The following is a 24,451-nucleotide window of genomic DNA, read 5'->3' on the forward strand; positions in this document are numbered from 1 at the left end:
AAGATCCGAACTTGTGAGAAACTCACTGTGATCATCCATGGAGCTACTCCGTGAGAAAATACATCTCGAACGGACTCGCAGATCACAAACCTACCGGAAAGGTGGGGTCAAAACACCGCTTACGAACCAATTATATCGAGGTTTCTATTGCTATGAAATTTGCAGGGGTTGTCCTCATCAATCAGGATGCCGCATGCCTCTTGATATGTCCAAGCCCCTTTGGTTCCGTCGCCTTCTACGTGGACGTAGGAATAATCTGCTTCCTTGTACTTTGTGGCGTCTAGGTTGATGAACGCACCAGTTGCCGCCAAAATCGCTGTAGGGCCAGTATTGGCGTACACACTGTGATTGTTCAGGCGACTTCGCAATAGTTCAAAGAAAATCTCCGCAGCATGAAGAAAAAATGGATGCTTGGATGCCCCGCCAATGGGGGTACTCAGAATAGTTAACTTGCCTTTGTCGCTTTTTATCCAAAAAGGATAAAGAACTTTCCCCTTTTACTCGAAAAAACCAATTGAACATCGCGGCTTGTGTATCACAATCAAGATACCATCCGCCGAATTGATACAATAAAGCCGGCGCTTGTGGTTCGATTGAGCCGGCATGATGGTCCTCGTGAAATTTGTATAAAGCAGAGCTACCGCTACTATCCGCTGCAGGTCTCAGGCAAGAGGAGTTCCACCATGCGCAAGACGATCATCCCGGATGCACTCCGGGAAGTCCACGACACGTGGCATTTTGCGCCGGCGGTCGTCGCCAGGGGCATGATTTACTGTTCGGGGATCATCGGCACCAGCCCGGACGGCAAGGCGCCTGGCAAAGCGGCTCTCGAGGGCGCGCGCACTACGCTGGATGATGGGGGCGCAAAACCGGTTGCCGCGCTTCAGGCTGTGCGCGATCCGAAAGCGCAGTTCGAGACCGCCTTTGAAGCGCTGGCTTCGATCCTCGGCGAGGCAGGCGCGGGACTGGCGGATATCATTGAACTGACCAGCTACCATGTCGACTTGGACCGGCATATGGAGACATTCGTGGAGGTCAGAGACGCCTATCTGAGTCCGCCTTGGCCGGCCTGGACCGCCATCGGGGTGAAAGATCTGATTGTGCCGGGCGGACTTGTTGAGCTGCGGGCGGTCGCGCTGGCCCCGGATGGCTGAATTCAGGCGCCTCGCGGTCTCAGAAGCGCCGCGGAGCGCCTTCGCACGGTGCGTTCAGCCGGTTTTCTTCAGACCCATGATCTGCAGTTCAGTGAACAAACCGACTGCGGCGGCTTGAGCGACGACGAAGGCTTGACCGAGGGTGGTCGGGTTGGTCCAGCCGGAAAAGAGAAACAGAATGCTCGCCGCAACCCAGGCGATATTGCAGCCGATGATCAGTCGCGCCGCCTGCCTGTCAGGAACCGGAGGTCGGGCCGTCCAACCGACCAGGATGGCGTATGGTAGAAGCAGCAGGCCGATGAACCTCAGGAAAAACGGGTCGAAACCGAGCAGGTTGGAAAGCGGCGCTGCGCCGAAAGCAAGCATCAGCGCCAAGGCGCCGGACGCCGCCGCGTCCAGATAGAGCGCTCTGTGCAGCAGGGCGCTTCGTTTGATGGCAGTCATGTCGGACCTCTTTGGTTCTATCGATGATGGACGCATCCTCTTCCAGGAGCGATCAACTATTCAATTACCTTGCAGGTAATGGTCACGAGAAAGAGCCGGTGCTATCGATAACGTATGGCCAGATCCGAAACACCCGGCGGGTTCATCCGCGAATGGCGCGCGCGGAGGCGCATGAGCCAGTTCGATCTGGCGCTTGCCGCCGGTGTCTCGCAGCGTCACCTGAGTTTTGTCGAAAGCGGCCGGTCGCGACCGAGCCGCGACCTCGTTCTCAATCTCGGCCGTGAGCTGGCGATTCCGCGACGCGAACAGAACCTGATCCTGAACGCCGCAGGGTTCGCGCCCGTTTTCAGCGCCCGGACAATGGACGATCCGGCCATGGAGACCGTACGAAACGCTGTCGAGCAAGTGCTTGCCGCGCACGAACCCTTTCCGGCGCTCGCAGTCGATCGAAAATGGTCGCTCGTGATGGCGAACAGGTCTGCGCTGGCGCTGGTCACGGCGTCCGTATCGCCGCTTCTCCTGAAACCGCCGGTCAATGTGCTTCGCCTCAGTCTGCATCCGGAAGGGCTGGCGCCGGCAGTGCTGAACGCCGGCGAATGGAAAGCGCATGTTCTTTGGCGTCTCAAGGACCAGATCGCGGCGAGCCACGATCCGGACCTTGTCAAGCTTTACGACGAATTGTCGGCCTATCCGCTTCCGGCGTCGGACACCCGCCCGGACGCGCCAAACAATGTCTTTGTGCCGCTGCGCCTGTCGACGCCGGCGGGAGTCCTGTCCTTCATCAGCACCACAACGGTCTTCGGCACGCCGGTGGACATCACCGTGTCTGAACTGGCGATCGAGGCGTTCTTTCCGGCGGACGGGTCGGATCCGGCGGCGGTGGAATGGCTGAAGGGCCTGGCTTCAAGCTGAAGTCAGTTAAAGTTGGATAGAAACTCAACCTCACCATCTTTGTTCGTAGTAGATGATGGTGCGATACCGCATCCGGAGATATTCACACATCGGATAGCTCAATGCTTGTTGATATCGCATTTGTTTGCATGTTTCTCATCGTTCTGTTGTTCGCCATCATGTTCGCTATTGTCAGACGAAACTTTGACAAGGGCAGCCCTCTTTCGGCCGACGACGTCTGGAAGATGATCAAGGTTACTCTGGAAAAGCGAAATGAGACTCCGTGCTTCAGTATCCGCTCAATGGATTCCAGGGAATTTTTCGAACTGAGCAAGCTCGAAAACGATTACTTTATCATGGTGTCTGGTGAGGAAAACGGAGAGGCTGGGGAGATATTCCAGCCGATTCTGGATCAATACGGTATCAAGGATAAAGGCCAGTATTATCAGAGAGATCCAGATACTTTGCTCGAAATGCCGAAGATCTTTTTCAATCGTCTTTCCGAAAAGCGCATCCGGCTTCGGTTCAAGATCGTAATGCCGATCACCAGAAATTGGGTGCTCCAGGACGAAGAATTCATCAAACCTGACGAGAAATTCCCCAGACGGTCGCTCTCTCCACGCAGAAACTGGTCGGCGCTATTTCTCAAATGAACTGACCTTTGGTCTTATGGTCCTTTGGCGTTGGATAGACCTTACAACGTCGTGCTGGACTTTGTTCCTTGGCCGCGTTTGGGCGTCATTATGGAGGATCTGTTTAGCGAGGCGTTATCCTACGATGCGGCTGACGGGCTCATTCTGGGATAATTGATGCGCGGCTTGCATCCATTTGCGTCGGATACGCCAAGATTTTCCCGATTCCCGTCCAATTTTGGAACAAATGTCTTGGCTGCGCCGATAGGTCGCGAGTAGTTTGCGCTGCATCGCACAAGCAATTATGCCAGTAATTACGCCTATCGGTATCGCGCCTTGAAAAAAAGCGCTCGATCGCGTAAATTTGGATTTGTTTGTGTACAAACAATAAGCTTCGCGGGATTAGTGGATATGGAAGCACGGGTTGCAACCGATATGGATCAACAGACGAACGGAACTCTCGGTAGTGGACAGGTGTTCGAATTGCCGAAAAACGTCTTCGCCGAAAAGGTGGTGGAGGTCCAGCACTATACCGATAGGCTTTTCCGGTTCAGGATCACCCGTCCGGCGAGTTTCCGCTTCCGCTCCGGTGAATTCGTGATGATTGGCCTGCCGAACAGCGACAAGCCCGTGTTCCGCGCCTATTCCATCGCCAGCCCTTCCTGGGACGAAGAGCTCGAGTTCTTTTCCATCAAGGTTCCGGATGGTCCGCTTACCGAGCATCTGCAAAGGATCCAGCCAGGCGACACCGTCCTGATGCGCAAGAAGCCGACGGGAACGCTGGTTCTCGATGCGCTGTTACCGGGCAAGCGCTTGTTTCTGCTTTCCACGGGCACCGGTATCGCCCCATTCGCTTCGGTCGTGCGCGATCCGGAAACCTACGAAAAATTTGAAAAGGTCGTCCTCACCCATACGTGTCGCCAGGTCGCCGAACTGCAATATGGCTACGATCTGACGGATATCGCGAAAAACGACCCGCTGGTCGGCGAGGAAGCCAGCGAGAAGCTCGTACACTTCCCGACGACCACGCAGGAAGATAGCCCCGTCATGGGCCGCATCACCACGCTGATCGAAACAGGCGCCATGGCCGCGAAACTGGGCATGGAACAACTCGATCCGGAAACCGATCGCGTGATGCTGTGCGGATCGATGGCGATGATCCAGGATCTGAAGACGATGCTCGATGCGCGCGGCTTCGACGAGGGATCGAACAATCGCCCGTCCAGCTATGTGGTTGAGCGCGCTTTCGTCGACTGATCTGCATTCACGGCCTGATCAGCGCAGGCCGTCCTCGCCCTTCACATCTTCCGCCGCCAGACCGCCCATGCGATTGTGAACGCGCGGTCCCTTGCTCATGGCGAGCGCGAACAGGATCTCGTCGGCCTTGGGCCCGTCCGGCACGCCGACCTCGATCCCGTCGAAATGACTGCGCACATAGGCGGCGTTGATGTGGCCGAGCGGAATATCGAGCCGCGTTCCGACGCCGCCCACCTTTTTGCAGGAAGGCACGATCGCCTTTGAATCGCCAAGGCGCTCGCGCATGGCGTAGCCGCCCGGAACGTGCCAGAGCGCGCCATGTTCGAGTTCGCCGGCTGCACCGACGATGGCGCCCTTGCCGAAACCATCTATCCCGTCCGGACCACCCAAAGCCTCGATCAGCTTGTCTGTGAGCATAAGTCCCAGCGGCTTCAGATCATCCATAGCGCTCTGCAGCTCCTCGTGGTAGCGCCCCGCAAAGGGGTTCTTCACCAGCGCCATGATCGCGCCGCGCTTGCGCGGCGTGGCGGCGATAGGACCGCCATCGTGATTGATCTCCTCGATGAAGATCATGGTCTTGCGGATCTGGAATTCAGGCATGGGTCATTTCCCCCTCGGTGTGAAAAAGCGATTGTCCGGCCTGCGTCATGCGCAACTGTCCGTCGAGGATCAGGATTGCGCCTCCAATGAGGCCTTTGGAAACCAGAATGTCGGCATAGCGAAGCCCGTTGTCGAGAGCTTCAGTTATTTCCGTTTCGTCCAGAGACGCGACGCCGGTGGTGACAAGCCGTTCTCCGAGATCGCTGTCGGGGGACAGCGCGCAAGCCGGCAGTCGCTCGATCTTTGGATTTGCCGGCAGATCGACGCGGTTTGCAATCATCGTGGCGGCGGCGTCGGCGCGCGCCGCATTGGCGGCGACGACGCTGACGCTGTCGGCGATCCCGAGCGAATGGCTGCGGCCGCGCCAGCCGGACGTGGCGACGCCGCGCCAGGGTTGCCCGGCGTCAATCGCGATTCCGGCGGGATGATCGTTTGCGACGGCGGCGCGTATCGTTTCGCCTTCTGTCAGATGGAAGGCCGTGTCGCCGCCATTGTTGACATAGGCCTTGGAGAATTCGCCGCCATCCAGCATTGCGCCGAGGATTTCGTCGGCGACGGCGCCGGCGACCGCCGCCATTGGCGTTATGAACTCCCGAGCGAAAGGGGCGATCGCTTTCTGCATTCTTGCGGCCACTGCTCCACGGAACCGCCGACCGGCATCCGCCTGACGGCGCAGTTCGGTCAATTCGCTCACTAGTTCGTCAAGCACGGTTTCAAACCGCGCCGCAGCCCTCCGATAGGCGGCCTTTTGGTCCCCGCCAAAGGTTTCAACGATCAGGTCGATCGGCCCGTGATGCAGGTGCATGCGCCGGCCATCGGGCAGCATCGCCGCAGACGCGCGCTGCATCTCAGCGCCTCTGTTTGCCGACAGCCCGAAAATCGTCGCCGTATTCGCCGCCCTTTTCGAGCACGTCGGCAAGCGATCGCGCGGCGTCCGTGTGGCCTCCGAGGGACTGGTATTCTTCCCGTCGCATGGTGAACTCGATGGGCGCCACGAGAGCTGGCGTCGGCACGTATCCGAAGGCGTTGTCGGGCGTGTCCATGACATCGACCATGATGGTGATGCCGCCGCCCGGCCAGACATAGGCGTCGGCGCCGCCGCAGGTAATGGTCGTTGCATGGTCATGGACGGATCGGGTGAGCCGCACCGGATTGCGGGTGACGCCGGATCGCAGCGATCCGCCGGCGCCGCCCATGAACAGGACGGTGCAAAGCGATGGCTCGCAATTCTCCTCGATCAGTTTCACGCTCGGTGCAAGCGTATCGGGCAGGGGCTTGCGTTGCGGTATGAGATCGTCGTCGAGGACGTAATATTCGTACTGCTCGCCGGTGGTGGACACCATAAGCAGGGTCAGTCCCGGCCAGGCGCCCTTCTTCGCATTCCAGGGGCCCAGGATCGTCAGCGGGTCCTCGATATTCGTGCCGCCCCAGCCAAGTCCCGGCTCGGCGACCTGGAAATAGCGACCGGGCGTCGATCGCCGACCGAGAATCTTGACGCCGGTGTCGGGCCAGCCGATGACCTTGCCCGCCTGGTGCTCCGAGACGACGCCGGTGATGTGGTCATCGACGATCACCACTTCGTCGACCAGCCCTTTCCACTGCGAGGCGAACATGCCGATCGTCGCCGACCCGCAACCGACCCGCATGCGCACTTCTTCCTTGCCGTCGACAATAGGCGGTCTGCCTGCCTGAACGATGACCGTCGATCCGTCATCGATGGAAAGCTCCACGGGCAGCTTGTTGCAGAGGTCCATCATCGCCTTGCAGGTCGCGCGGCCTTCCGCCTTCGATCCGCCTGTCAGGTGGTCGACGCCGCCAAGCGACAGCATCTGCGAACCGTATTCGCTGGTGATCACCAGGCCGACGGCCTCGCCTTCGGCGCGCACGATCGCCCCTTCCGCGCCAAGATGTCGGTCGGTGTCGATCTTCACCTTGACGCCGCAGTAGGAGAAGATCGCCTCAGACACCACGGTGACGAAATCGGCGCCCTCCACGGCGCGGCTGACGATGAATGGGGCCGGCTTGTAGTCGGGATAGGTTGTGCCGGCGCCCACGGCAGTGACGGCCACTTCCTCGTCATTGAAAAGTATCCCGTCCCACTCCGATTTCAGGAACGGCTTGATCGGGCCTCCCTCGGCGATTCGCTTGTCGAGGATCGTCAAGGGATCACAGCGCACAATCCGGCCATTGTCGTTGGCATAGCGGTCGCAGGCGCCGGTGCGGCCCTCGGCGATGTAACACATCACCGGGCACGCGTCGCAGCGGATCTTTTCCGGACGGGTCTGGTTTTCGACGATGTCGGCGGGAGCGCTCATTGTGTCGCCTCTTTGGCGCGGATGGCCGCCAGAACACGGTGCGGCAGCGCGGGAAGCCGCGTCAGCCGGGCGCCGCAGGCATGCCGGATTGCATTCAGTATGGCTGGCGCCGTCGGTATCAGCGCGTGTTCGCCGAGGCCTTTAGCTCCCGACGGTCCTTCCGGATCGGGCTTTTCGATGAAGATCGTCTCGATCTCCGGCATGTCGCCGATGGTGGGAATGAGGTAGTCGTGCAGATTTGCGGTGCGGCCAGGCAGATATTCTTCCATCAGGGCCATGCCGAGGCCTTGCGCGACGCCGCCCTCGATCTGGCCTTCGGCGAGCATGGGGTTGATGACGCGGCCGAGATCGTGCGCCGCGACAACGCGTCGGACGTAGACGCGACCGAGCGCGGTGTCGACGTCCACAACCGCCATCTGGGCGCCATAGCCGTAAACAGCGTAGGGTATGCCCTGTCCGTTCTCGTCGAGGCCAACCGTCGGCGGATCGTAGGTCTCCTCTGCCGAAAGGCAGTAGCCCAGGTCGTTCGGCTCCATCTCTGAGACCGCGATCAGCGTCGTTTGGTCATCGACAACGCGGATCACGCCGGAACCGGGATCGATCTCGATCTGTGCGTCGCTCGCCCGGTTGCTGAAGCGCAATATCTTTTCGCGCAGAGCCGCCCCCGCCTTTTCAGCCGCCTTGCCGGTGACATAAGTCTGGCGCGAGGCGGACGTCTTGCCGCAGTCAGGCGTCAGCGCGGTGTCGGGGCCAATCAATTCGAACCGGTCGACCGGAACGCCGAGAGCGTCGGCACAGATCTGGGTGATCACCGTATTGGAGCCCTGGCCGATGTCGGTCGCGCCCTGGTGCAGCTTCAGCCGCCCATCAGCCGTAATGCCCAGACGCACTGTCGACGGATTCGGAAGCCCGGTATTGCCACAGCCGTACCAGCAGGACGCCACGCCCACCCCCCGCTTCATCGTGGTCGAAGCGGCGTTGAAGCTTTCGCATTCCTCCAGCGCCTGTCTCCAGTGCGGGACGAGCGCGTCGAGACACTCGGCAATGCCGGCCCCCTTCATCTCCTGTCCGCAGACAGAATGGTCGCCATCCCGCAACGCATTGATTCGACGCAGCTCCAGACGGTCGAAACCGCCGGTCTCGGCGATGTCGTCGTAGAGCAGTTCCTGGATAAGCGCCGCTTGCGGCACGCCGAAACCGCGGAACGCCCCGCTCACCGGTCCGTGTGTGTGCACGGCCCTCGCCACGGCGTGGTAATTCGGCGTTCGATACGGGCCGGAAGCGTGCACCGGAACGCGCACCGCCACGGTCGGTCCCCAGCTGGAATAGGCGCCGGTGTTGAAGTCGCCGTCGAAACGCATGGCCTGGACACGGCCGTCCGCGTCAGCGCCTATAGACGCCGTCATGATCGAAGGATGGCGCTTTGTCGTCGAGGCCATGGATTCCTGCCGCGTGTAGACCATGCGGCACGGACGCCCGGTCTTGAGCGTCACAAGCCCGATCAGCGGCTGCAGGGAAACGTCGAGCTTTGATCCGAATCCGCCTCCGGCTGCGGCCGGAATGATGCGCAGCGCGCCGTCGGGCAAGCCCAGGACGCGGGAGGTGTCCTGCAGATCCATATGCGGCGCCTGGGTGCAGGCGCGGATCGTCAACACGTTGCCGTCCATCCAGGCCGAGCCCGCCTCAGGCTCGATATAGGCGTGTTCGACATAGCCGGTCGAAAATTCGGCGCTGGCCGTGAAGGCGGCGCCAGACATCGCGGCGTCGGCATCGCCGGTCACGACCTTGCCGGCAATAAGGATATTGCCCTCGCGATCGGCATGAATTCGCGCAGCTGCGGCATCGCGCGCTGCCGCCGGTTCCATCAGCGGCGTTAGCGCTTCCCACTCAACGGGGAAGTCTGAAAGATCGAGATTGCGGATGACTTCGGGCTCGCCTGCGACGATCGCCACCGCCTCGCCGGCAAATCGCGCGCAGGTTTCGGCAAGCGCGGGCTGGTCGGCGAAGGCCGGGATCACGCTGTAGCTGTTTTCACCGGGAATGTCGCTGGCAGTGAACACCGCCTCGACGCCGACCTTCCCGGACGTCCACGTATTGATGTCTCCGAATCGGAAATGCGCATGATCGTGCGGCGATCGGATCGCACGCACCAGAAGACTGCCTGCGGGCCAGTCATCCGCGCCATATTTTTCTGTCCCAGCGACCTTGTCGTGACCGTCGAGCCGTTCCATCCGCGATCCGATGGCGGCCCCGGCGGAAGGCGCCGGCGTCTTTTCCTTCAGCGCATGAGCCTCGCAGACCGCGTCGATTATCTTGCTGTATCCGGTGCAACGGCACAGCACTCCGCCCAGAGCATCCTCCACCTCTTTGCGGTCAGGCTCGGGGTGGTCTTCGAGGAGCGCGGTCGCCGCCATCAGCATGCCTGGCGTACAGATCCCGCACTGGGCGGCGCCATGGCGCAGAAACGATTCCTGCAGGGCTGACAGAGTTTCGGTCCGCAGCCCCTCGACGGTTCGCACCGACTTGCCGGTCATCTGCGCGACCGGGGTCAGACAGGAACAGATCGGTTCGTCTTCAACGAGCACCGTGCACGCGCCGCAGTCGCCGGCGTCGCAGCCGCTCTTCGTGCCGGGCAGGCCCAGTTCTTCGCGCAGAACCTCGCTCAGCCGCGTGGCCGGTGACGAATTCAGGGAACGATCCTCGCCATTCACCGTCAGCCTGATTTGCGCGTGGTGAATGTTCATGCAGCCACCTCCCTTCCCGGCGTTGTGATCGCCGCGATTGCCCTTCGCACCAGTTCGGCTGCCGAATGGCTGCGATAGGCGGCGTCGGCCCGCACGTCATCGATCGGCGACAGGGTTTCGGCGACCAACGCATCGGTGGCGAGAGACGCCAGAGCTGCATCAACCGACGTTCCTCTCAGTCGCGATTCCACGGCGTCGAGACGCCGCGCCACAGGGCTGCAAGCGCCGACGGCGATCGCAGCGTCAGAGACCATGCCGGATTCGATGACAAGTCGCGCCGAGACCATGGCGATCGAGATTACTAGGTATTTGCGGGCGCCCAGCTTGAGGAAGGTTGAGACCCCGCGGGCCGCAGTCTTCGGAACGACGATAGCGCTGACAATTTCGTCCGGCCGGAGCGCGGTCCGTCGCGGTCCCAGTATAAATGCGTCGAGCGGCAGGGGACGCACACCTTCAACGGATGCGAGCTCCACCGACGCGTCGAGGCCGAGAAGGCAGGGCGCGCCGTCTGCGGCGGGCGAGGCGTTGCAGAGGTTTCCGGCAATCGTCGCCGCGTTCTGTATCTGTACAGAGCCTACTTCGCGGGCGGCCAGTTTCAGCGCATCGAATGCAGGCGGCAGGGGATGACGGATGATATCTGTCCAGGTCGTGGCGGCGCCGATGCGCCAGGCGTCCGGCTGTTCCGCAATACCGCGCATTTCATTGATCCCGGTAAGATCAAGCACGGGACCGGAAAGACCTGAATTCGGCGTCGCCGCAAGAAGATCGGTGCATCCGGCCGCAATCGTTCGGGCCTGGCCGACATGGGATGCAAGCCAGGAAAGGGCGTCTTCGGTTGTGTCCGGCCGGTAATAGTCCAAAGCCATTTTCTCCGATCGGCTGCGACAAAATTCATTAGTATACAAATAGATTTTGCGCCCACCGCCTTATAGTGTCAATATGGAGCGGACACGCTCGGCGAATACAGACAAATGCGAACGGGGCGATATGAGCGACACACAACAAAATACCCTCCAGCAGGATTATATTCTGGATGAACAGGTAGGATTCATCCTTCGGCGAGCAAGCCAACGCCATCTGGGCATATTCGCCTCCCGCATTCCCGAACTTACGCCGACGCAATTTGCCGCGCTCGCCAAGCTGTGCGAACTGGGCGCCGCCTCACAAAACGAGCTTGGTCGTCGCACGGCCATGGATGCGGCGACGATAAAAGGCGTGATCGACCGGCTGCGCCGGCGCGGACTTGTCGCAACGGTCAAGGACGCCAATGATCAGCGGCGGCTTTTCGTCAAGGCGACTGCGGCGGGCGAGGAATTGTTCGCCAACTGTGTGGAACAGGCCCGAAAGATCACGGATGAAACACTGGCGCCGCTCAGCGAAAAGGAGCGGTTGATGTTTCTTCAGCTTCTGTCAAAACTGCAGTGACAGGCACGGAAGCTATGACCCTCATGATAGACGACACATCCGCACTTTTGATTATTGACGTCCAGAAGGACTTCTGTCCCGGCGGCGCACTGGCGGTTGAACAGGGACACGAGGTCGCGGCGGTAATAAACGGCATACAGGACCGGTTTCCGCTCCGTGTGCTGACGCAGGACTGGCACCCGGCCGACCACATGTCCTTTGCCGACAATCAGGGCGCCGAACCGTTCAGTGTGACCGAGGCTCATTATGGCGAACAGGTGATGTGGCCGCGCCACTGCGTCCAGGGCAGCGAAGGCGCGGCGTTCCACGAGGATCTCGACACCGACAGGGCCGACCTCGTCATCCGGAAGGGCATGCGGCCCGAGATCGACAGTTATTCCGCCTTCTTCGAGAATGACCGGACAACGCGTACGGGCCTGTGCGGTTACCTGAAGGACAGGGCAATAGAGACGGTCTACGTCACGGGGCTCGCAACCGATTTCTGCGTCTACTATTCGGCGATTGACGCGATCAAGGAAGGCTTCTCCGTCGTCCTCGTCACGGACGCCTGTCGCCATATCGATCTGGATGGCTCGCTGGCGGCGGCGATGGCGGACATGAAGGAAAAGGGCGTCAAATTCGTCACGAGCGACGAACTCTAGACACCCACGTAACGCGTCAGCAGCGAATGGTCGCCGGCGAGGACCTTCGCGTCCACGGTATCCTGAATACGGCCATTCTCGATGAAGACGACCCGATCTGCAATCTCGATCACCGCGTCCACGCGCTGCTCGACGAGGACGATCGCCACGCCGTCCTTCTTCTTTTGCACGACCACATTGCGGATCAGTTCGATCATGGAAGGCTGCAGGCCTTCGGTGGGTTCGTCGAGCAGCAGCACCTTCGGTTCGAGACAGAGCGCCCGCGCGGTCGCAAGCATCTGCTGTTCGCCGCCTGAAAGCGTTTCGGCCCTTTGCGCGAGCCGCTCGCGCAGGCGGGGAAACAGATCAAGCACCGCTTCCCGAGTCTGTTTCGAGGAGCCACGGGTCAGCAGCCCGATCTCGATATTTTCGGCGACCGTGAGTTCCGAAAACAACCGTCGTCCCTGCGGAATATAGCCGATGCCGCGCTTCGGGACCTCGTGCGCGGGCAACCGGCTGAAGTCCTCGCCGTCGAGCACGACGGAACCCTCAGACAGCGGCAGCAGCCCCATGATCGCCTGCATGGTCGTTGTCTTGCCGGCGCCATTGCGGCCGAGCAGACAAACGATCTCGCCGGCTTCGGCGTGAAAGGATACGTCTCGCAGGATCCGGGCGGCTCCGTAGCCGGCGTTGACGCTTTTGAGTTCCAGCATCAGCCCGTCCCCAGATAGGCCGCCTGAACGGCCTTGTTCTGCCGGATCTCTTCGGGCTGACCTTCCGCAAGCACCTCGCCGAAGTTCAGCACCGTGATGGCGTCGGCGATTTCCATCACTACATCCATGTTGTGCTCGATCAGCAGAATCGTCGCCTCCGCGTTCAGTTCGCGCACCAGCGCATTGAACTGGCGGATCTCGCTGTCGGCGAGCCCCTGCGTCGGTTCGTCGAGGATCAGCAGCTTCGGATGCTGGGCAATGCCCATGGCGATTTCGAGAAGCCGCTGGTGTCCATAACTCAAATCCTCGGCCGGCTGGTCGGTGCGTTCCGTCAGGCCGACGCGTTCGAGCGCGCTCGCCACTTCCCGGTCAACGTTTGCCCGGTCGGCGCCGATACGGCGTCGCGCCGCAAGGGCGACGTTCTCGTAGAGGCTGAGGCGCGCGAAGACCGAAGTGATCTGAAACGTATAGGCCATGCCGAGCGCAATCCGCTGGTGAGCGGGAAGATGGCTGATGTCCCGGTCCATGAAGCGCACGCTGCCGGACGACGCGGCGATGCGTCCGCACAGCAGTCCGACGAAGGTGGATTTGCCCGCGCCGTTCGGCCCGATCAGCGCCCGGATCTGCCCCGCCGGCAATTCGAAATCCACGTTTTCCACGGCGCGGATACCGCCGAAGGATCGCGACAGGCCTTTCGTTGAAAGCAGGTTTACGGAAGCCATGGCAGGAGCCTCCGTTTCACTTCGCCCGCCAGCCCCTGCGGCGCGAACAAGGTCAAAAGCACGAGCACCACGCCGGCGACTACCATATAGGCGCTGGTCAGACCGCTGGAGAAGTCGATCAGGTAGAACATGAACAGCGTGCCGATGAACGGTCCGATCACGGTGCCGGCGCCGCCGAGAAGCACCCAAAGCAGCGGCAGGATCGAATATTGCACGGTCGCGAAGGTCGCACCGACATAGCCGAAGAGCAGGCCGTAGACGGCGCCGGCCGTGCCCGACAGGGTGCCCGAAATGATGACGGCGATCAGCTTGTGCCGGAAGACGTCGTAGCCCAGCATGCGCGCCCGTTCCTCGTTTTCGCGGATTGCGACGAGCACGCGGCCGAACGACGAATGGACGAGCCTGAGCGTCAGCAGCAGGCAGACCGCCAGCACCAGGAAGGCGGCGAAATAGCGCACGGTCGGATCGGTAAGATCGAGACCGGCGATCGTCCTGAATACCGGCTGGATGACGAAACCCTCGTCGCCGCGCGTATAGGTTCCGAAATAGAGGATCGCCAGGTAACCGGCTTGGGCCAGCATCAGCGTAACAATCATGAAGGCGACGCCGGTTGTCCTCAGCGCCACCGCGCCGACCACCGCCGACAGTACTAAGGCGGATAGGATGCCGACGGCGATAGCGGCAAGGGCCGATACTCCCAGATGCTGCATGGCGAGTCCCATGCCGTACATGCCGGCCGAGAAGAACAGCGCGTGGCCCAGGCTCAGAAGACCGACATAGCCGAACAGCACGTTGTAGCCCATGGCGAAGACGGCGAGCACCATGATCCGCGACAGGTTGCCGTGATGGAAGGGAGAGACGACAAACTGGACGATCACCAGCAACGCAAGCAGGCCCAGATGCAGGGCGAGTGATTTCGTATCGGGTCTCATGCCGCGCGCTTGCCGAACAGGCCCTGCGGGCGGAAGATCAGAATGAAGGCGACAAGCAGCGTTGACAGGATCTTGGCCAGCGTCGGCGAAAAGAACATCGAGATGACGCCGTCGCTCATGCCGATCAGAACGGCTGCGACCACTGTTCCGGACAGCGACCCGAGGCCGCCGATAATCACGACGATAAACGAAAGAAGCAGCGGGTCGCCGCCCATTAGGTAATGCGCCTGCTGGATCGGCACGATCAGCACTGCGCCGAGGGCAGCCAGTCCGGCGCCGAAACCAAAAACGGACACATAGACACGTTCGACATTAATGCCGAAGGCCTGCGCCATCTGCCGATCGAGCTGGGTCGCGCGCATATAAAGCCCGAGCTTCGTTCTCGACATCAGCGCCCATACGGCGAGAAGGATGGCGATCGCGGCGGCGATGACGAACAGCTTGTAGGATGTGGTGCCGAGCCCCCAGGGCCAGATGATTTCGAAGCCGTTCTCGCCGAACTCGAACCAGGGCAGCGCCAGGCGCTGGTTGAAGGGCGGCTGCACCGGGCGGGCCTCCGGTCCGAAGGTCATCAATGTAACCTGCTGGATGATGTAGAGCAGGCCGATCGTGGCGACGATGGTGCGTTCCGGATCATATTCGACCCGTTTCAGCACGATCATGTCGGCGGCGGAGGCGATCAGGCCGACAAGTATCGGCGCAAGAATGAGGGCGAGCACGAAGCCGATCGCCGGATGGCCGACCGCCCAGGAGGCGACCCACCAGGCAAACACGGCGCCGAGCATGAAGAACTCGCCATGGGCGACATTGACCACCCGCATGACGCCGAACACGATGCTGAGGCCGACGGCGGTCAGCGCCAGAACGGCGGCCATGACGGCGCCTTCCAGACTGGCGAGAAGGAGATAGGGCCCGAAATCCATATATTGTCTGTTGAATATGCGGTTATGAAATGGCCCGGACCGCGGCGGCGGTCCGGGCCGTCATGATCAGAATGGCTGTTTCGTGTAGTCGACCTCGTCCGGATAGTATCCGGCCTCGATCGGGGTCGTGTGAACGACGTTCAGCTTCTTGTCCTGGACCTGCGAAATATACTGGTGACCGAAGGCCTGGTGGGTTTTGCCGTTGAATTCCTTCGTCCCCTGCGGGTGGTCGTCGGACGCCGGCATGTCGGTCATGGCTTCCACGGCCTCGATCAGGGCCGGGCGATCGTCCGGCCCGTTGTAGTCGCAGGTTTCCATACCCTTTTTGATGATGTTGAGGGTTTCCCAGCAACCGAACATGTGGGCGTAAGTGGAAACATCGCTCGGATCGGTGACCGACGATCCCTGATCGTTGACGCCGACGGCCTCACGATAGTTCTTGTCGAACGACGTCTGGTCAGCCTGGGCGTAGCGCGGATTGCCTTCCCAGAAATAGGTGCCTTCCAGAAACTCCAGGCCGGGGCTGTTTATGTCGACGGCTTCCAGGCTGTCGATGTAGCCGAATATTTCCGGTTTGTTGGAGCCGAAGAATTCGCCCATTTCCTTGACGAAGGTCAGAACCGCCGGTCCCACCATGACATGGTAGATCACTTCCGTTTCGCGCCGGATCTTCGGGAAGTACTTGGTGAAGGACGTCTCGGTTGGCGGAATGGCGATCATCTCGATGACTTCGCCGCCCTGTTCCTTGATGGCGGCGGAGAAATAGTCGCGATGGTCGTGGCCGAAGGCGAAGTCCGGGAAGATCATGGTGACCTTCTTGCCGAGATTGTTGGCAACGAACGGCGCCATGGCGATCACCTGGCTCCTGACATCGGTGATGCCGGGCTGCAGCGTGTAACGGTTGAGCATGCCGCTGGCCACGTGGTGGCCTTCCGAAACCACGAAGTAAGGTAGCTTCAGTTCACCCGCCGTCGGCGCCGAGCCGATGACGACGTGGCTGAAAAGCGTGCCGAAGGCCACATCGCAATTCGACTGCTTCGCGAATTTCTCAAGCACCTCGGCGCCGCGTTTCGGGTCGGTGCCGTCATCCTCGATCACGAGTTCGACCGGGCGTCCATTGATGCCGCCCATGTCGTTGATGCGGGCGACAGCGGCGTCGGACGTCCGTTCGTACCAACGGCCATAGGCTGCGCCGATGCCGGTCTTGTGACATTGAAAGCCGATCTTGATCGGCTCGGAACTTTGGGCCTGGGCGTAACGCGTCAGACCCGGCATGGCGCTGGCGCCCGCAAGAGCGCCGGCGCCGACGGCCATTTTCTGCAGCACGCCGCGGCGTGTGTCTAGTAAAGGTTTTTTCGGAAGGTGTGCCATTTCGGTTCCCCTTTTTTTGCTATGGCCAGCCCGTCGCCTTGGCTGTGAAGAGAGTTTGTATGCATACAAACAGTTTGTCCAGAGGATTTTGGCGTATCCGCTGTACTGCGATCATCTGCCTGGCTTGAGGGGTTTTGTGCAAACCCGCACGCCGGACTCCGACCCTCTGATTCTAATGCAAGTTTGACGCTTTGGGAAACCACGACATCTTCCGGAGAAGAGCTATGCGCCCCTCGGCGATGCAAGCAGCCAGAGGCCAAATGTCGTGTAGGCGATCATGAACAACGCCGACGGAATCTGGCTCAACATCGCCTTGCGGTGATCCTTGTACAGATCGAGCGCGACAGCATGTGATACGTAGATCGCCAGAATGTGGCCGATCACGACGGCGCTTGCCTGCGTTACCCAAATCGTGTGCACGCTCGAGAGCGTATTGAAAAATCCGGTGGTCACGTAAAACGTTCCGAGACCCAGATAGTCGTTTCCGTTAGCGAAAGGGTCCGTCGCGGCCGCCAGCGCATATTGTCCGTTGACGAGAAAGGACGTCAGGTAGTGTGCTATGTGGTAACCGAGGGTGATCGGAAGAACCGCGAGCGCAAAGCGCGAAAAGGCGAGCGGAAACGGGACCGTCGAGCGCGCCAATTTTTCGCCGATGGCGATAACGACGGCGAATAGCGCCGGAACGATGATCATGGAAGCGGCGAGCCCGGCAATATTGGCCCCGATAACCGCCGAACGGCCAGGAAATTCCAGCGGATTGACGCCCAGCTTCGCCAACCACCAGAAGGTTTCGTTGAGACCGTCGAAGCTGCCGACGGCGAGAATGAGCAGCGCGAAGATACCGGTTGTTACGCCGGGATTGCGATCGGTGACGATCTGCCAGCCCGGAAGGCCGAGTTGCAGGCGCCCGTCCTTCGCCCGGACTGCGGAAAGCATGGCGAAGGAACGCAAAAGCACAGTGAAGCATTCGCCCCGCGCGAGCCAGGTTGCGGCGCCGAAAAGCACCATGCCGAGAAGCGTGTAGAGTGAATAGGCGGTGACGGCGAAGGCAAGGCGCGCCGGATCGTCCGGAGCGATATCGGCCAGCATGAACGCGGAGAACAGGAAAAATCCGAAAATGGCGGGCCATTTCCCCACCAGCGTCGGCAGACGCAGAAATCCGCTCTCCCCCGCCACGATCTGTCCGAGACCGGCCCATGGATTGATGAAACGCCACAGGTCGCCGAACAGGCCCTGCAGGGTAAGAAACACCATCCACCAGAGCGTCCAGACGACCAGGACCAGTCCATTGGAAAAGGGGTCACGCGGCCCTGTCAGACCAACAATGATCAACACGACAAGGACCAGAAAACCGAGAAGGCTCGTCACGGTCGCAAGCTGTCCGCATCGCGGTGTGTGGAAACCGGTGTTTCGAAAGCTGCTTCGGATCGCGTCGGCCGGCAGGAAGGCAAGTATGACTACCGTCAACGCCACGGCCGCCACGCCCGACATCATGTAGATTTGCGTGGGAAGGAGTAGCACGAAAGCTTGCTCCGATGTGTGGGCGAAGGCCTCGTGGTGTCCCGCGAAAACAAATGCCACAAGTGTGAAAAGGCGCGCGCCGATCTTTCGACCAGTGTGACATTTGGCGAACTTGTCGCCCGGAAACGATTTATGCATAGTCCGCATCAGGCAACGCATGAAAGTGGGCTGGTTTTTTGAAACGTGTTCTCGCAATTGTCGTCATTGTGCTTCTTGCAGGCGGGCTCTGGTGGGGCTGGTCGTCCTGGAACAGGGCGGGCCAGGTTCTGGTTTCGAGCGCCAAAGCCTCCCTCGTCGAAGGCGAAACTGACACGGTTCACATCTATCTGACAATCGAAAACAAGGGTAAACCGGACAGGATCCTATCCGCGTCGTCTTCGGATGCAGAAGAGGTCGTGCTCTACAATCCCGAATCCGAAGCCGGCATTCCGTTGCCGTCAGAGGGGACCGCCTCCTTTGCGGCCGATGGAGCGCATGTCGTATTGAAGGGAGTGCACGGCGATCTGTCCGACGGTCGGCTGTTTCCGGTCGAGGTGGATTTCGAACGGGCGGGACCGGTTACGACGAAGGCGCGGCTTGGCGGAACGCCATCGGCCGGCGAAGCCGATCATGTCGGTCTTTTCGGCGTCGGCGATATCTGTCGGGTGGGCGAGGGCGAACCGGCGCCGAAGGTTTCACTCGACGTCACGCATCTGGACGACGGCAAGGGTTGGAAAATCGATCTCGTTTCGGAAGAATTCCGTTTCGACAAGAGCCTGGTCGACGGGCCGCATGTACCGGGAACCGGTCATGCGCATCTCTATGTCGGCGGCCTCAAGATCAAACGACTCTACGAATCTTCAACCACGATTGGCGAACTGCCGAAAGGCGAACATACGGTCCGCGTGACGCTGAACACGAACGATCACAGGGCCTATGTCGTCGACGATAAACCGGTGACGGCGCAAGCGGTCATCCGGGTGGATTGACAATACCGTCGAATTTAATTCATTTGTATACGAATGAATTTTCAGGAACGGTGATCATGCGCGAGCAAGCTTCTGGACACATTGTCGGTGTCGACGTGGGCGGGACATTCACCGACCTCGTGCTGCTCGACACGAAGTCGGGCGCCGTGCGGCTGGCGAAGGTCCCCAGCACAATCGACAATCAGGCCTATGGCGTTCTGGCGGCGTTGAAGGAAGCGGAAGTCGATCTGAAAGACGTGGATCTCATCATCCATGGCACGACGACCACCACCAACGCCGTTCTGGAACGCAAGCTCTCCAAAACCGGGATGATCACGACAAAAGGGTTCCGCGACGTCCTGGAACTCGGCCGCCGCACCCGTCCCCAGGCCTATGGGATGAAGGGCGCCTTCGAGCCGATTATCCCGCGCAATCTCAGGCTGGAGGCGCCCGAGCGCATGGACTCTTCCGGCAAGGTCCTGACGCCGCTCGATGAGGACGCTGTTCGCGAGGCTGCCCGACGCCTTCTGGACGCCGGGTGCGAATCGCTTGTCATTCACTTCCTGCACGCCTACGCCAATCCTGAACACGAACTGCGCGCCGCTGAAATCGTCTTCGAAATCTGGCCGAACGACTATATCACGACCGGCCATTCGCTGCTGTCGGAAAGCCGTGAATTCGAGCGCGGGGTCACGGCTGCGGTCAACGCTTCGGTCCAGCCGCTGCTCGAGCGCTACATCCACCGCCTCGTCGACGAGTTGAAGACGCAGGGTTACGCCGGTGAACTGCTGGTTATGAACGGCAATGGCGGCATGGTCTCATCCGGCCTGGTGGCGAACGAAGCCGCCAAAACAGTGATGTCCGGTCCAGCCTCTGGCGTAATGGCGGCCGCCTTTACTGGCAAGGGCGCCGGGCTTCGCAATCTGATCAGCTACGACATGGGCGGCACCTCCACGGACGTTGCCCTCATCCGGGACGCCCAACCGTCGGTATCAAGCGAGATCGAGATTGAATACGCCATGCCCATTCATGTGCCGATGGTGGATGTGCGCACCGTCGGCGCCGGCGGCGGTTCAATCGCTCGCGTCAATTCGGCCGGTCTGCTTGAGGTTGGGCCGGAGAGCGCCGGCGCCATGCCCGGACCCATTTGCTACGGCCGCGGCGGCGACCTGCCGACCATATCCGACGCCAACCTGCTGCTCGGCCGCCTCGACCCGTCGAAGCTGAAATCGGTTGAAGGCGGCGTGTCGATCGAAACAATTACGGACATCTTTCAGAAAGAACTCGGCGATCCGCTGGGCCTTGATGCGGTCGACGCCGCGGCGGCGGTCATCCGCATCGCCAATACGCGCATGGCCGGCGCAATCCGCATGGTGTCGGTTTCGCTTGGCATGGATCCGCGCGACTTTACATTGTTCGCCTTCGGCGGGGCCGGGCCGCTGCATGCAGCCGCTCTTGCCCGCGAACTCGCAATTCCCCGCGTGCTCGTTCCAAGCCGACCCGGAATCACCAATGCGCTCGGTTGTCTCGTCGCCGACCTTCGCCATGATTTCACCAACACGATCAACCAGCCGCTCGATCTTGTCGATATCGATGCGCTGCACGCGATCACCGCCGGCCATATAGCAGAGGGCGAGGCCATGGTCGCAAAACAGAATGTCGACATCGGCTCGATCCGGCGTCTCTACAGCGTCGATATGCAGTTCGCCGGCCAAAGCCATCTGATCCGGGTTGACATCGACACGCCGAAACCGGACCGCAAGATGCTGCGCCAATTGTTCGAGGAGGCCTATTACAGGCGTTTCCGGGTTGAGCTCAGCCAGATCAGGGCCAATCTGGTCAACGTCAACACCTCCATTATCGGCGCGCGCGGCGCCGTTGATCTTTCGCGACTGATCGAGCCGGCCGGACGCAAGGCAAGCCTGGAAGAAGCCAGGATGGCGACCCGAACCGCCCGGTTCGACGACGGGTTCCACGACACGCCGGTTTATTGGCGCGACCACCTTCCGGCCGGGTTCAGTCTTGAAGGTCCGGCTATCATCCAGCAGATGGATACGACCGTGCTTATCGAACCCGGCGACCGGGCGGACGGCGATCCGGTCGGCAACATCATCGTCACGGTGAGGCAGGTGCAATGACCCTCGATCCAATCACGCTCGGCGTCATCCAGGCAGGCCTCCAGCAGGTCTGCGACGAAATGGACCTGAGCTTCTCTCGCGCCGCTTTTTCACCGGTCATCGCCGAGGCCAATGACCGGTCCGACGGCATCTACTCGGCCGATGACGGTTCGCTGATCGCCCAAGGCATCGGCGGGCTGCCGGTTTTCGTCGGCGCCATGCAATATTCCACCCGGACGCTGATCGAGTTGATCAGGGAAGGCCGCGCGCTGCCGCCCGAACCCGAAGACGTCTATATCGTCAACGATCCCTACCTCGGCGGCACCCACCTGATGGATGTCCGCTTCGCCAAGCCCTATTACCGCGACGGCGAAATCTTTTGCTGGCTTTCCAATACCGGCCATTGGCCGGATACGGGCGGCTCGGTGCCGGGCGGCTTTTCCGCGTCCGCGACTGCGGTCGAGCAGGAGGGTCTCCGCCTCCCGCCGGTCAAGCTCTTCAAAAAGGGCCGCATGGACGAGGAAATCTACGCGATCATCTGTTCCAATATCCGCGTCGCCGACCAGCGCATCGGCGATGTCAAGGCGCAGGCCGCGGCTCTCGCCAAGGGCGCGGAACGTCTGGATGCATTGCTCGACCGTTACGGCGACGACACAGTGCGTGAAGCGATCGGCGAACTGCGTCATCGCGCCAATACTCAGATGCGAGCCTGTATCGCGATGATTCCCGACGGCGTCTATGAATCGACCGCCTGGGTCGACAGCGACGGCGTGGTGGACGAGCCGCTCGCCATCAACCTTGCCATTACCAAGAGCGGCGACGAACTCGATTTCGACTTTTCGAAATCCAGTCCGCCCTGCATGGGGCCGATGAATTCAGTGCTCGCGACGACGCTGAGCTCCGTCTACCTGGCGATGCGTCACATCTTCCCGGAAGTGCCGATCAGCGCCGGCGCCTTCGAGCCGCTGAAGGTCCGGCGGCCGGAAGGCACGTTCCTGGACGCGCATTATCCGCGACCGGTTTCGGGCTGTGCCGCGGAAGTCTCGCAACGCATCGCGGAAGCTGTGTTCGCGGCGCTCGTGACGGCCCTGCCCGACCGCGTCACCGCGGCGCCGGCCGGCACCAGCGGCAATTTTGCGCTCGGCGGTCACGATCCGGAGCGCGATCGCGACTTCGTCATGTACCAGCTTTCGGGTGGCGGCTATGGCGGAAACGCCGACCATGACGGCCTCGCCAACGGTTGTTCGACCATTGGAATTTCCAAAGCGCCGCCTGTCGAGATCATGGAGCAGGCATTTCCGGTCCTCTATCACCGCTATGCGCTGCGCGAAGGTTCGGGTGGGGCCGGAAAGCACCGCGGCGGCTTCGGTCTCGAATACGAACTGGAGCTTCGACGCGGCGACGCCCGCGCCAGTTTCGTCATGGATCATGGCCGCTACGGTCCGCAAGGCGCGCTTGGCGGCGCCGACGGCGCGCGCAACGAAGTCACGGTCTGGCAGAACGGCCGCGCCCACACGCCGCCGCATCTCTCCAAGGAGCAGGACATTGCCATGGGTGCGGGCGATCACGTGCTGGTGCGCACGCCGGGCGGCGGCGGTTACGGTGATCCGTTCGAGCGCGAGCTGTCGGCTGTACTGAAGGACGTTCTCCTGGAGCGCTACACGCGCGATCAGGCCCGAGATCTCTTCGGTGTGGCTATCTCCGGTGATCCTGGCAAAATCGATGTTGTCGAGACTTCGCGCTTGCGGCAGGTCCGGTAGCGCGTCTTTCGGCTCCGTCATGAGGCGCGTTGGGTCGTGTCCGGGTTCTTCGAACCAAAAATTTCGATCTGTTCGTGCCTGCCGCGCAGGGACGTCGTATCGATCGCGTTCCATGCCGCGAGATCGACGCCTGCCTGATCCAGTAGCTGCTTTGAAGCAAGGATCGGCCAGCCCGTCTCCTTGGTAAGCTCCTCCAGCCGCGCCGCGACATTCACCGTATCGCCGAGCACCGTGTATTCCAGCCGTGTCTCGTCCCCGATCGCGCCGAGAAACACCTCGCCGCGATGGAGGCCGACGCCGATTCTGACAGCCGGATCGCCCGAGCGCTCCCGCTCCTTGCTCCACTCGTCCATTTCCTTCTGAAGAAGGCCGGCGCACCGGACCGCCGCCGCCGCGTCACGGTCGGAAGGGTCGCGAATACCGAAGACAACGAGAACGGCGTCGCCGATGAACTTGTCGATGACGCCGCCGCAATCGACGACAGCTTCGGAGACCCGATGCCTGAACTCCGTCAGGAACGCGCCGATCTCTTCCGGCGTCATCGCCTCGGAACGCGGGGTGAAGCCCCTGATGTCAGTGAACAGGATCGCAACGTCTTGCCGCTTGCCGCGCCGCAGGGCGTCTAGACCGGTTTCCGCCAGCCTGTCGGCGACTTCGCCTGGAAGATAACGCGTCAGATTGGCGCCGCGCCACGTCTCGGTGATGGCGCGCGCCATCAGTGCGCGCGACCGTATGCCGGCGATCACCAGAACCACGCTCGCAAGGCACACCATCGCAAGTCGCATGGCGTTGGGCGGCAGCGCCAGGAAGATGTTGGCCGATTCCGGGGGCGGCGCTGCAAGTTCGTAATCCCAGACATCGACAAAGGCGATAAGCACGAAGCCTGCGACAAGCAGCGCCATGAGATAGGCCTGAAGCGCGGGATTGAACCGCAGGGCGCCAAAGGAAATCGCGACCGGCACCAGCCACATGGAGGGAATGAGCAGCATGTAATTGGCGGGCAGGGCAGTGTTGACCAGGCCGAGCCAGACGCTGACGACGATGAAGAGGCCGTCTCCGGTGGCGGCGGCCCAGGCCATCCAGGAGCGGTAATGTCCGAATCTGACAATAACGACGGAAGCAAGGCCCAGCAGGAAATAGCCGAGCATGGTGGCCGCAGCCGTGAAGAGTTGTCGTTCCAGCACTGTTTCTTCGCGCGGCGCCACTGTCATGACGGCCAAAACGAAGACGAAGCCAAGAGCCAGCGACACCACCATGCGGACGATGCCGACTGTGTGTTCAGCCTGCTTTTCGGCCTCTGCCATCAGGGCGTCGAGTTGGACAACGCGTCTGTTCATTGATCGCCCTTGCAAATATCGGCCAC

General features: G+C 61.0%; 22 protein-coding genes. 9 read left to right on the forward strand and 13 right to left on the reverse strand.

What is annotated here, in order from left to right:
• Positions 1-683: 683 nt before the first annotated feature.
• Positions 684-1,154: a Rid family hydrolase gene (locus AAFN47_RS21655; RefSeq protein ID WP_499811347.1), complete on the forward strand. Its 471-nt coding sequence runs from the start codon at positions 684-686 to the stop codon at positions 1,152-1,154.
• A 54-nt stretch (positions 1,155-1,208) separates the two neighbouring features.
• On the opposite strand, the gene AAFN47_RS21660 is transcribed toward AAFN47_RS21655, so the two are convergent.
• The gene (locus tag AAFN47_RS21660; protein WP_499811348.1) at positions 1,209-1,598 is read right to left on the reverse strand and encodes a hypothetical protein; all 390 of its coding nucleotides are present in this window, start codon (positions 1,596-1,598) and stop codon (positions 1,209-1,211) included.
• Positions 1,599-1,712: 114 nt separating this feature from the next.
• On the opposite strand from AAFN47_RS21660, the gene AAFN47_RS21665 reads away from it, so the two are divergent.
• The 3 genes from AAFN47_RS21665 (at position 1,713) to AAFN47_RS21675 (ending at position 4,378) form a co-directional block, all read left to right on the forward strand.
• Positions 1,713-2,510 (forward strand): MmyB family transcriptional regulator, encoded by a 798-nt coding sequence (locus AAFN47_RS21665; protein ID WP_499811349.1) that lies wholly within the window; start codon positions 1,713-1,715, stop codon positions 2,508-2,510.
• A 101-nt stretch (positions 2,511-2,611) separates the two neighbouring features.
• Positions 2,612-3,142: a hypothetical protein gene (locus tag AAFN47_RS21670; RefSeq protein ID WP_499811350.1), complete on the forward strand. Its 531-nt coding sequence runs from the start codon at positions 2,612-2,614 to the stop codon at positions 3,140-3,142.
• Between the two features lie 414 nt (positions 3,143-3,556).
• Positions 3,557-4,378 carry a ferredoxin--NADP reductase gene (locus tag AAFN47_RS21675; RefSeq protein ID WP_499811459.1) on the forward strand — a complete coding sequence of 274 codons (822 nt, stop codon included), beginning with the start codon at positions 3,557-3,559 and terminating at the stop codon, positions 4,376-4,378.
• An 18-nt stretch (positions 4,379-4,396) separates the two neighbouring features.
• Here the strand turns inward: AAFN47_RS21675 and AAFN47_RS21680 are convergent, their stop codons facing one another.
• The 5 genes from AAFN47_RS21680 to AAFN47_RS21700 are packed head-to-tail and all read right to left on the reverse strand — an operon-like array spanning position 4,397 to position 10,903.
• Complete coding sequence (locus AAFN47_RS21680; RefSeq protein ID WP_499811351.1) at positions 4,397-4,978, reverse strand: amino acid synthesis family protein; 582 nt, start codon at positions 4,976-4,978, stop codon at positions 4,397-4,399.
• Positions 4,971-5,825 (reverse strand): UPF0280 family protein, encoded by an 855-nt coding sequence (locus AAFN47_RS21685; RefSeq protein WP_499811352.1) that lies wholly within the window; start codon positions 5,823-5,825, stop codon positions 4,971-4,973. Before AAFN47_RS21685 ends, AAFN47_RS21680 begins: the two co-directional genes overlap by 8 nt.
• Before the next feature lies 1 nt (position 5,826).
• Entirely contained in the window at positions 5,827-7,293 is a 1,467-nt protein-coding gene (locus tag AAFN47_RS21690; RefSeq protein ID WP_499811353.1) for a 6-hydroxynicotinate reductase, read from the reverse strand.
• Complete coding sequence (locus AAFN47_RS21695) at positions 7,290-10,037, reverse strand: molybdopterin-dependent oxidoreductase (RefSeq protein ID WP_499811354.1); 2,748 nt, start codon at positions 10,035-10,037, stop codon at positions 7,290-7,292. Before AAFN47_RS21695 ends, AAFN47_RS21690 begins: the two co-directional genes overlap by 4 nt.
• Positions 10,034-10,903: an FAD binding domain-containing protein gene (locus AAFN47_RS21700; protein WP_499811355.1), complete on the reverse strand. Its 870-nt coding sequence runs from the start codon at positions 10,901-10,903 to the stop codon at positions 10,034-10,036. The genes AAFN47_RS21695 and AAFN47_RS21700 overlap by 4 nt, the downstream gene beginning before the upstream one ends.
• A 121-nt stretch (positions 10,904-11,024) precedes the next feature.
• On the opposite strand from AAFN47_RS21700, the gene AAFN47_RS21705 reads away from it, so the two are divergent.
• Both AAFN47_RS21705 and pncA read left to right on the forward strand, forming a co-directional pair.
• Positions 11,025-11,462, forward strand: a complete 438-nt coding sequence (locus AAFN47_RS21705; RefSeq protein ID WP_499811356.1) for a MarR family winged helix-turn-helix transcriptional regulator — start codon at positions 11,025-11,027, stop codon at positions 11,460-11,462.
• A 14-nt stretch (positions 11,463-11,476) separates the two neighbouring features.
• Positions 11,477-12,103: a bifunctional nicotinamidase/pyrazinamidase gene (gene pncA / locus AAFN47_RS21710; protein ID WP_499811357.1), complete on the forward strand. Its 627-nt coding sequence runs from the start codon at positions 11,477-11,479 to the stop codon at positions 12,101-12,103.
• Here pncA and AAFN47_RS21715 read toward each other — a convergent pair.
• The 6 genes from AAFN47_RS21715 to AAFN47_RS21740 form a co-directional block, all read right to left on the reverse strand.
• Positions 12,100-12,795 carry an ABC transporter ATP-binding protein gene (locus tag AAFN47_RS21715; protein WP_499811358.1) on the reverse strand — a complete coding sequence of 232 codons (696 nt, stop codon included), beginning with the start codon at positions 12,793-12,795 and terminating at the stop codon, positions 12,100-12,102. The genes pncA and AAFN47_RS21715 overlap by 4 nt on opposite strands.
• Entirely contained in the window at positions 12,795-13,517 is a 723-nt protein-coding gene (locus tag AAFN47_RS21720) for an ABC transporter ATP-binding protein (RefSeq protein WP_499811359.1), read from the reverse strand. Before AAFN47_RS21720 ends, AAFN47_RS21715 begins: the two co-directional genes overlap by 1 nt.
• Complete coding sequence (locus AAFN47_RS21725) at positions 13,505-14,449, reverse strand: branched-chain amino acid ABC transporter permease (protein WP_499811360.1); 945 nt, start codon at positions 14,447-14,449, stop codon at positions 13,505-13,507. The genes AAFN47_RS21720 and AAFN47_RS21725 overlap by 13 nt, the downstream gene beginning before the upstream one ends.
• Positions 14,446-15,372 carry a branched-chain amino acid ABC transporter permease gene (locus tag AAFN47_RS21730; protein WP_499811361.1) on the reverse strand — a complete coding sequence of 309 codons (927 nt, stop codon included), beginning with the start codon at positions 15,370-15,372 and terminating at the stop codon, positions 14,446-14,448. Before AAFN47_RS21730 ends, AAFN47_RS21725 begins: the two co-directional genes overlap by 4 nt.
• Positions 15,373-15,438: 66 nt before the next feature.
• Positions 15,439-16,743 carry an ABC transporter substrate-binding protein gene (locus AAFN47_RS21735; RefSeq protein WP_499811362.1) on the reverse strand — a complete coding sequence of 435 codons (1,305 nt, stop codon included), beginning with the start codon at positions 16,741-16,743 and terminating at the stop codon, positions 15,439-15,441.
• A 222-nt stretch (positions 16,744-16,965) separates the two neighbouring features.
• Positions 16,966-18,264, reverse strand: a complete 1,299-nt coding sequence (locus tag AAFN47_RS21740; RefSeq protein ID WP_499811363.1) for a hypothetical protein — start codon at positions 18,262-18,264, stop codon at positions 16,966-16,968.
• Positions 18,265-18,440: 176 nt separating this feature from the next.
• Between AAFN47_RS21740 and AAFN47_RS21745 the strand changes: the two genes are divergently transcribed.
• From AAFN47_RS21745 to AAFN47_RS21755, 3 genes are read left to right on the forward strand one after another with little or no spacing between them, the layout of a single operon-like run.
• Positions 18,441-19,232: a copper chaperone PCu(A)C domain-containing protein gene (locus AAFN47_RS21745; RefSeq protein ID WP_499811364.1), complete on the forward strand. Its 792-nt coding sequence runs from the start codon at positions 18,441-18,443 to the stop codon at positions 19,230-19,232.
• A gap of 56 nt (positions 19,233-19,288) precedes the next feature.
• Positions 19,289-21,349 carry a hydantoinase/oxoprolinase family protein gene (locus AAFN47_RS21750; RefSeq protein WP_499811365.1) on the forward strand — a complete coding sequence of 687 codons (2,061 nt, stop codon included), beginning with the start codon at positions 19,289-19,291 and terminating at the stop codon, positions 21,347-21,349.
• Entirely contained in the window at positions 21,346-23,088 is a 1,743-nt protein-coding gene (locus AAFN47_RS21755; RefSeq protein ID WP_499811366.1) for a hydantoinase B/oxoprolinase family protein, read from the forward strand. The genes AAFN47_RS21750 and AAFN47_RS21755 overlap by 4 nt, the downstream gene beginning before the upstream one ends.
• 17 nt (positions 23,089-23,105) lie before the next feature.
• Here AAFN47_RS21755 and AAFN47_RS21760 read toward each other — a convergent pair whose 3' ends face one another.
• Complete coding sequence (locus AAFN47_RS21760; RefSeq protein ID WP_499811367.1) at positions 23,106-24,425, reverse strand: adenylate/guanylate cyclase domain-containing protein; 1,320 nt, start codon at positions 24,423-24,425, stop codon at positions 23,106-23,108.
• Between the last annotated feature and the right edge of the window lie 26 nt (positions 24,426-24,451).

It is taken from the genome of Hoeflea sp. CAU 1731 (genome assembly GCF_039888615.1).
Classification (GTDB): domain Bacteria; phylum Pseudomonadota; class Alphaproteobacteria; order Rhizobiales; family Rhizobiaceae; genus Flavimaribacter.

Excerpts from the sequence above, each read along its gene's own strand:
- AAFN47_RS21665 (WP_499811349.1), top strand. The coding sequence starts at position 1,713 with ATGGCCAGATCCGAAACACCCGGCGGGTTCATCCGCGAATGGCGCGCG.
- AAFN47_RS21670 (WP_499811350.1), top strand. The coding sequence starts at position 2,612 with ATGCTTGTTGATATCGCATTTGTTTGCATGTTTCTCATCGTTCTGTTG.
- AAFN47_RS21680 (WP_499811351.1), bottom strand. The coding sequence starts at position 4,978 with ATGCCTGAATTCCAGATCCGCAAGACCATGATCTTCATCGAGGAGATC.
- AAFN47_RS21660 (WP_499811348.1), bottom strand. The coding sequence starts at position 1,598 with ATGACTGCCATCAAACGAAGCGCCCTGCTGCACAGAGCGCTCTATCTG.
- AAFN47_RS21690 (WP_499811353.1), bottom strand. The coding sequence starts at position 7,293 with ATGAGCGCTCCCGCCGACATCGTCGAAAACCAGACCCGTCCGGAAAAG.
- AAFN47_RS21705 (WP_499811356.1), top strand. The coding sequence starts at position 11,025 with ATGAGCGACACACAACAAAATACCCTCCAGCAGGATTATATTCTGGAT.
- AAFN47_RS21730 (WP_499811361.1), bottom strand. The coding sequence starts at position 15,372 with ATGGATTTCGGGCCCTATCTCCTTCTCGCCAGTCTGGAAGGCGCCGTC.
- AAFN47_RS21675 (WP_499811459.1), top strand. The coding sequence starts at position 3,557 with ATGGATCAACAGACGAACGGAACTCTCGGTAGTGGACAGGTGTTCGAA.
- AAFN47_RS21750 (WP_499811365.1), top strand. The coding sequence starts at position 19,289 with ATGCGCGAGCAAGCTTCTGGACACATTGTCGGTGTCGACGTGGGCGGG.
- AAFN47_RS21755 (WP_499811366.1), top strand. The coding sequence starts at position 21,346 with ATGACCCTCGATCCAATCACGCTCGGCGTCATCCAGGCAGGCCTCCAG.
- AAFN47_RS21695 (WP_499811354.1), bottom strand. The coding sequence starts at position 10,037 with ATGAACATTCACCACGCGCAAATCAGGCTGACGGTGAATGGCGAGGAT.
- pncA (WP_499811357.1), top strand. The coding sequence starts at position 11,477 with ATGACCCTCATGATAGACGACACATCCGCACTTTTGATTATTGACGTC.
- AAFN47_RS21700 (WP_499811355.1), bottom strand. The coding sequence starts at position 10,903 with ATGGCTTTGGACTATTACCGGCCGGACACAACCGAAGACGCCCTTTCC.
- AAFN47_RS21735 (WP_499811362.1), bottom strand. The coding sequence starts at position 16,743 with ATGGCACACCTTCCGAAAAAACCTTTACTAGACACACGCCGCGGCGTG.
- AAFN47_RS21720 (WP_499811359.1), bottom strand. The coding sequence starts at position 13,517 with ATGGCTTCCGTAAACCTGCTTTCAACGAAAGGCCTGTCGCGATCCTTC.
- AAFN47_RS21685 (WP_499811352.1), bottom strand. The coding sequence starts at position 5,825 with ATGCAGCGCGCGTCTGCGGCGATGCTGCCCGATGGCCGGCGCATGCAC.
- AAFN47_RS21715 (WP_499811358.1), bottom strand. The coding sequence starts at position 12,795 with ATGCTGGAACTCAAAAGCGTCAACGCCGGCTACGGAGCCGCCCGGATC.
- AAFN47_RS21725 (WP_499811360.1), bottom strand. The coding sequence starts at position 14,449 with ATGAGACCCGATACGAAATCACTCGCCCTGCATCTGGGCCTGCTTGCG.
- AAFN47_RS21655 (WP_499811347.1), top strand. The coding sequence starts at position 684 with ATGCGCAAGACGATCATCCCGGATGCACTCCGGGAAGTCCACGACACG.
- AAFN47_RS21760 (WP_499811367.1), bottom strand. The coding sequence starts at position 24,425 with ATGAACAGACGCGTTGTCCAACTCGACGCCCTGATGGCAGAGGCCGAA.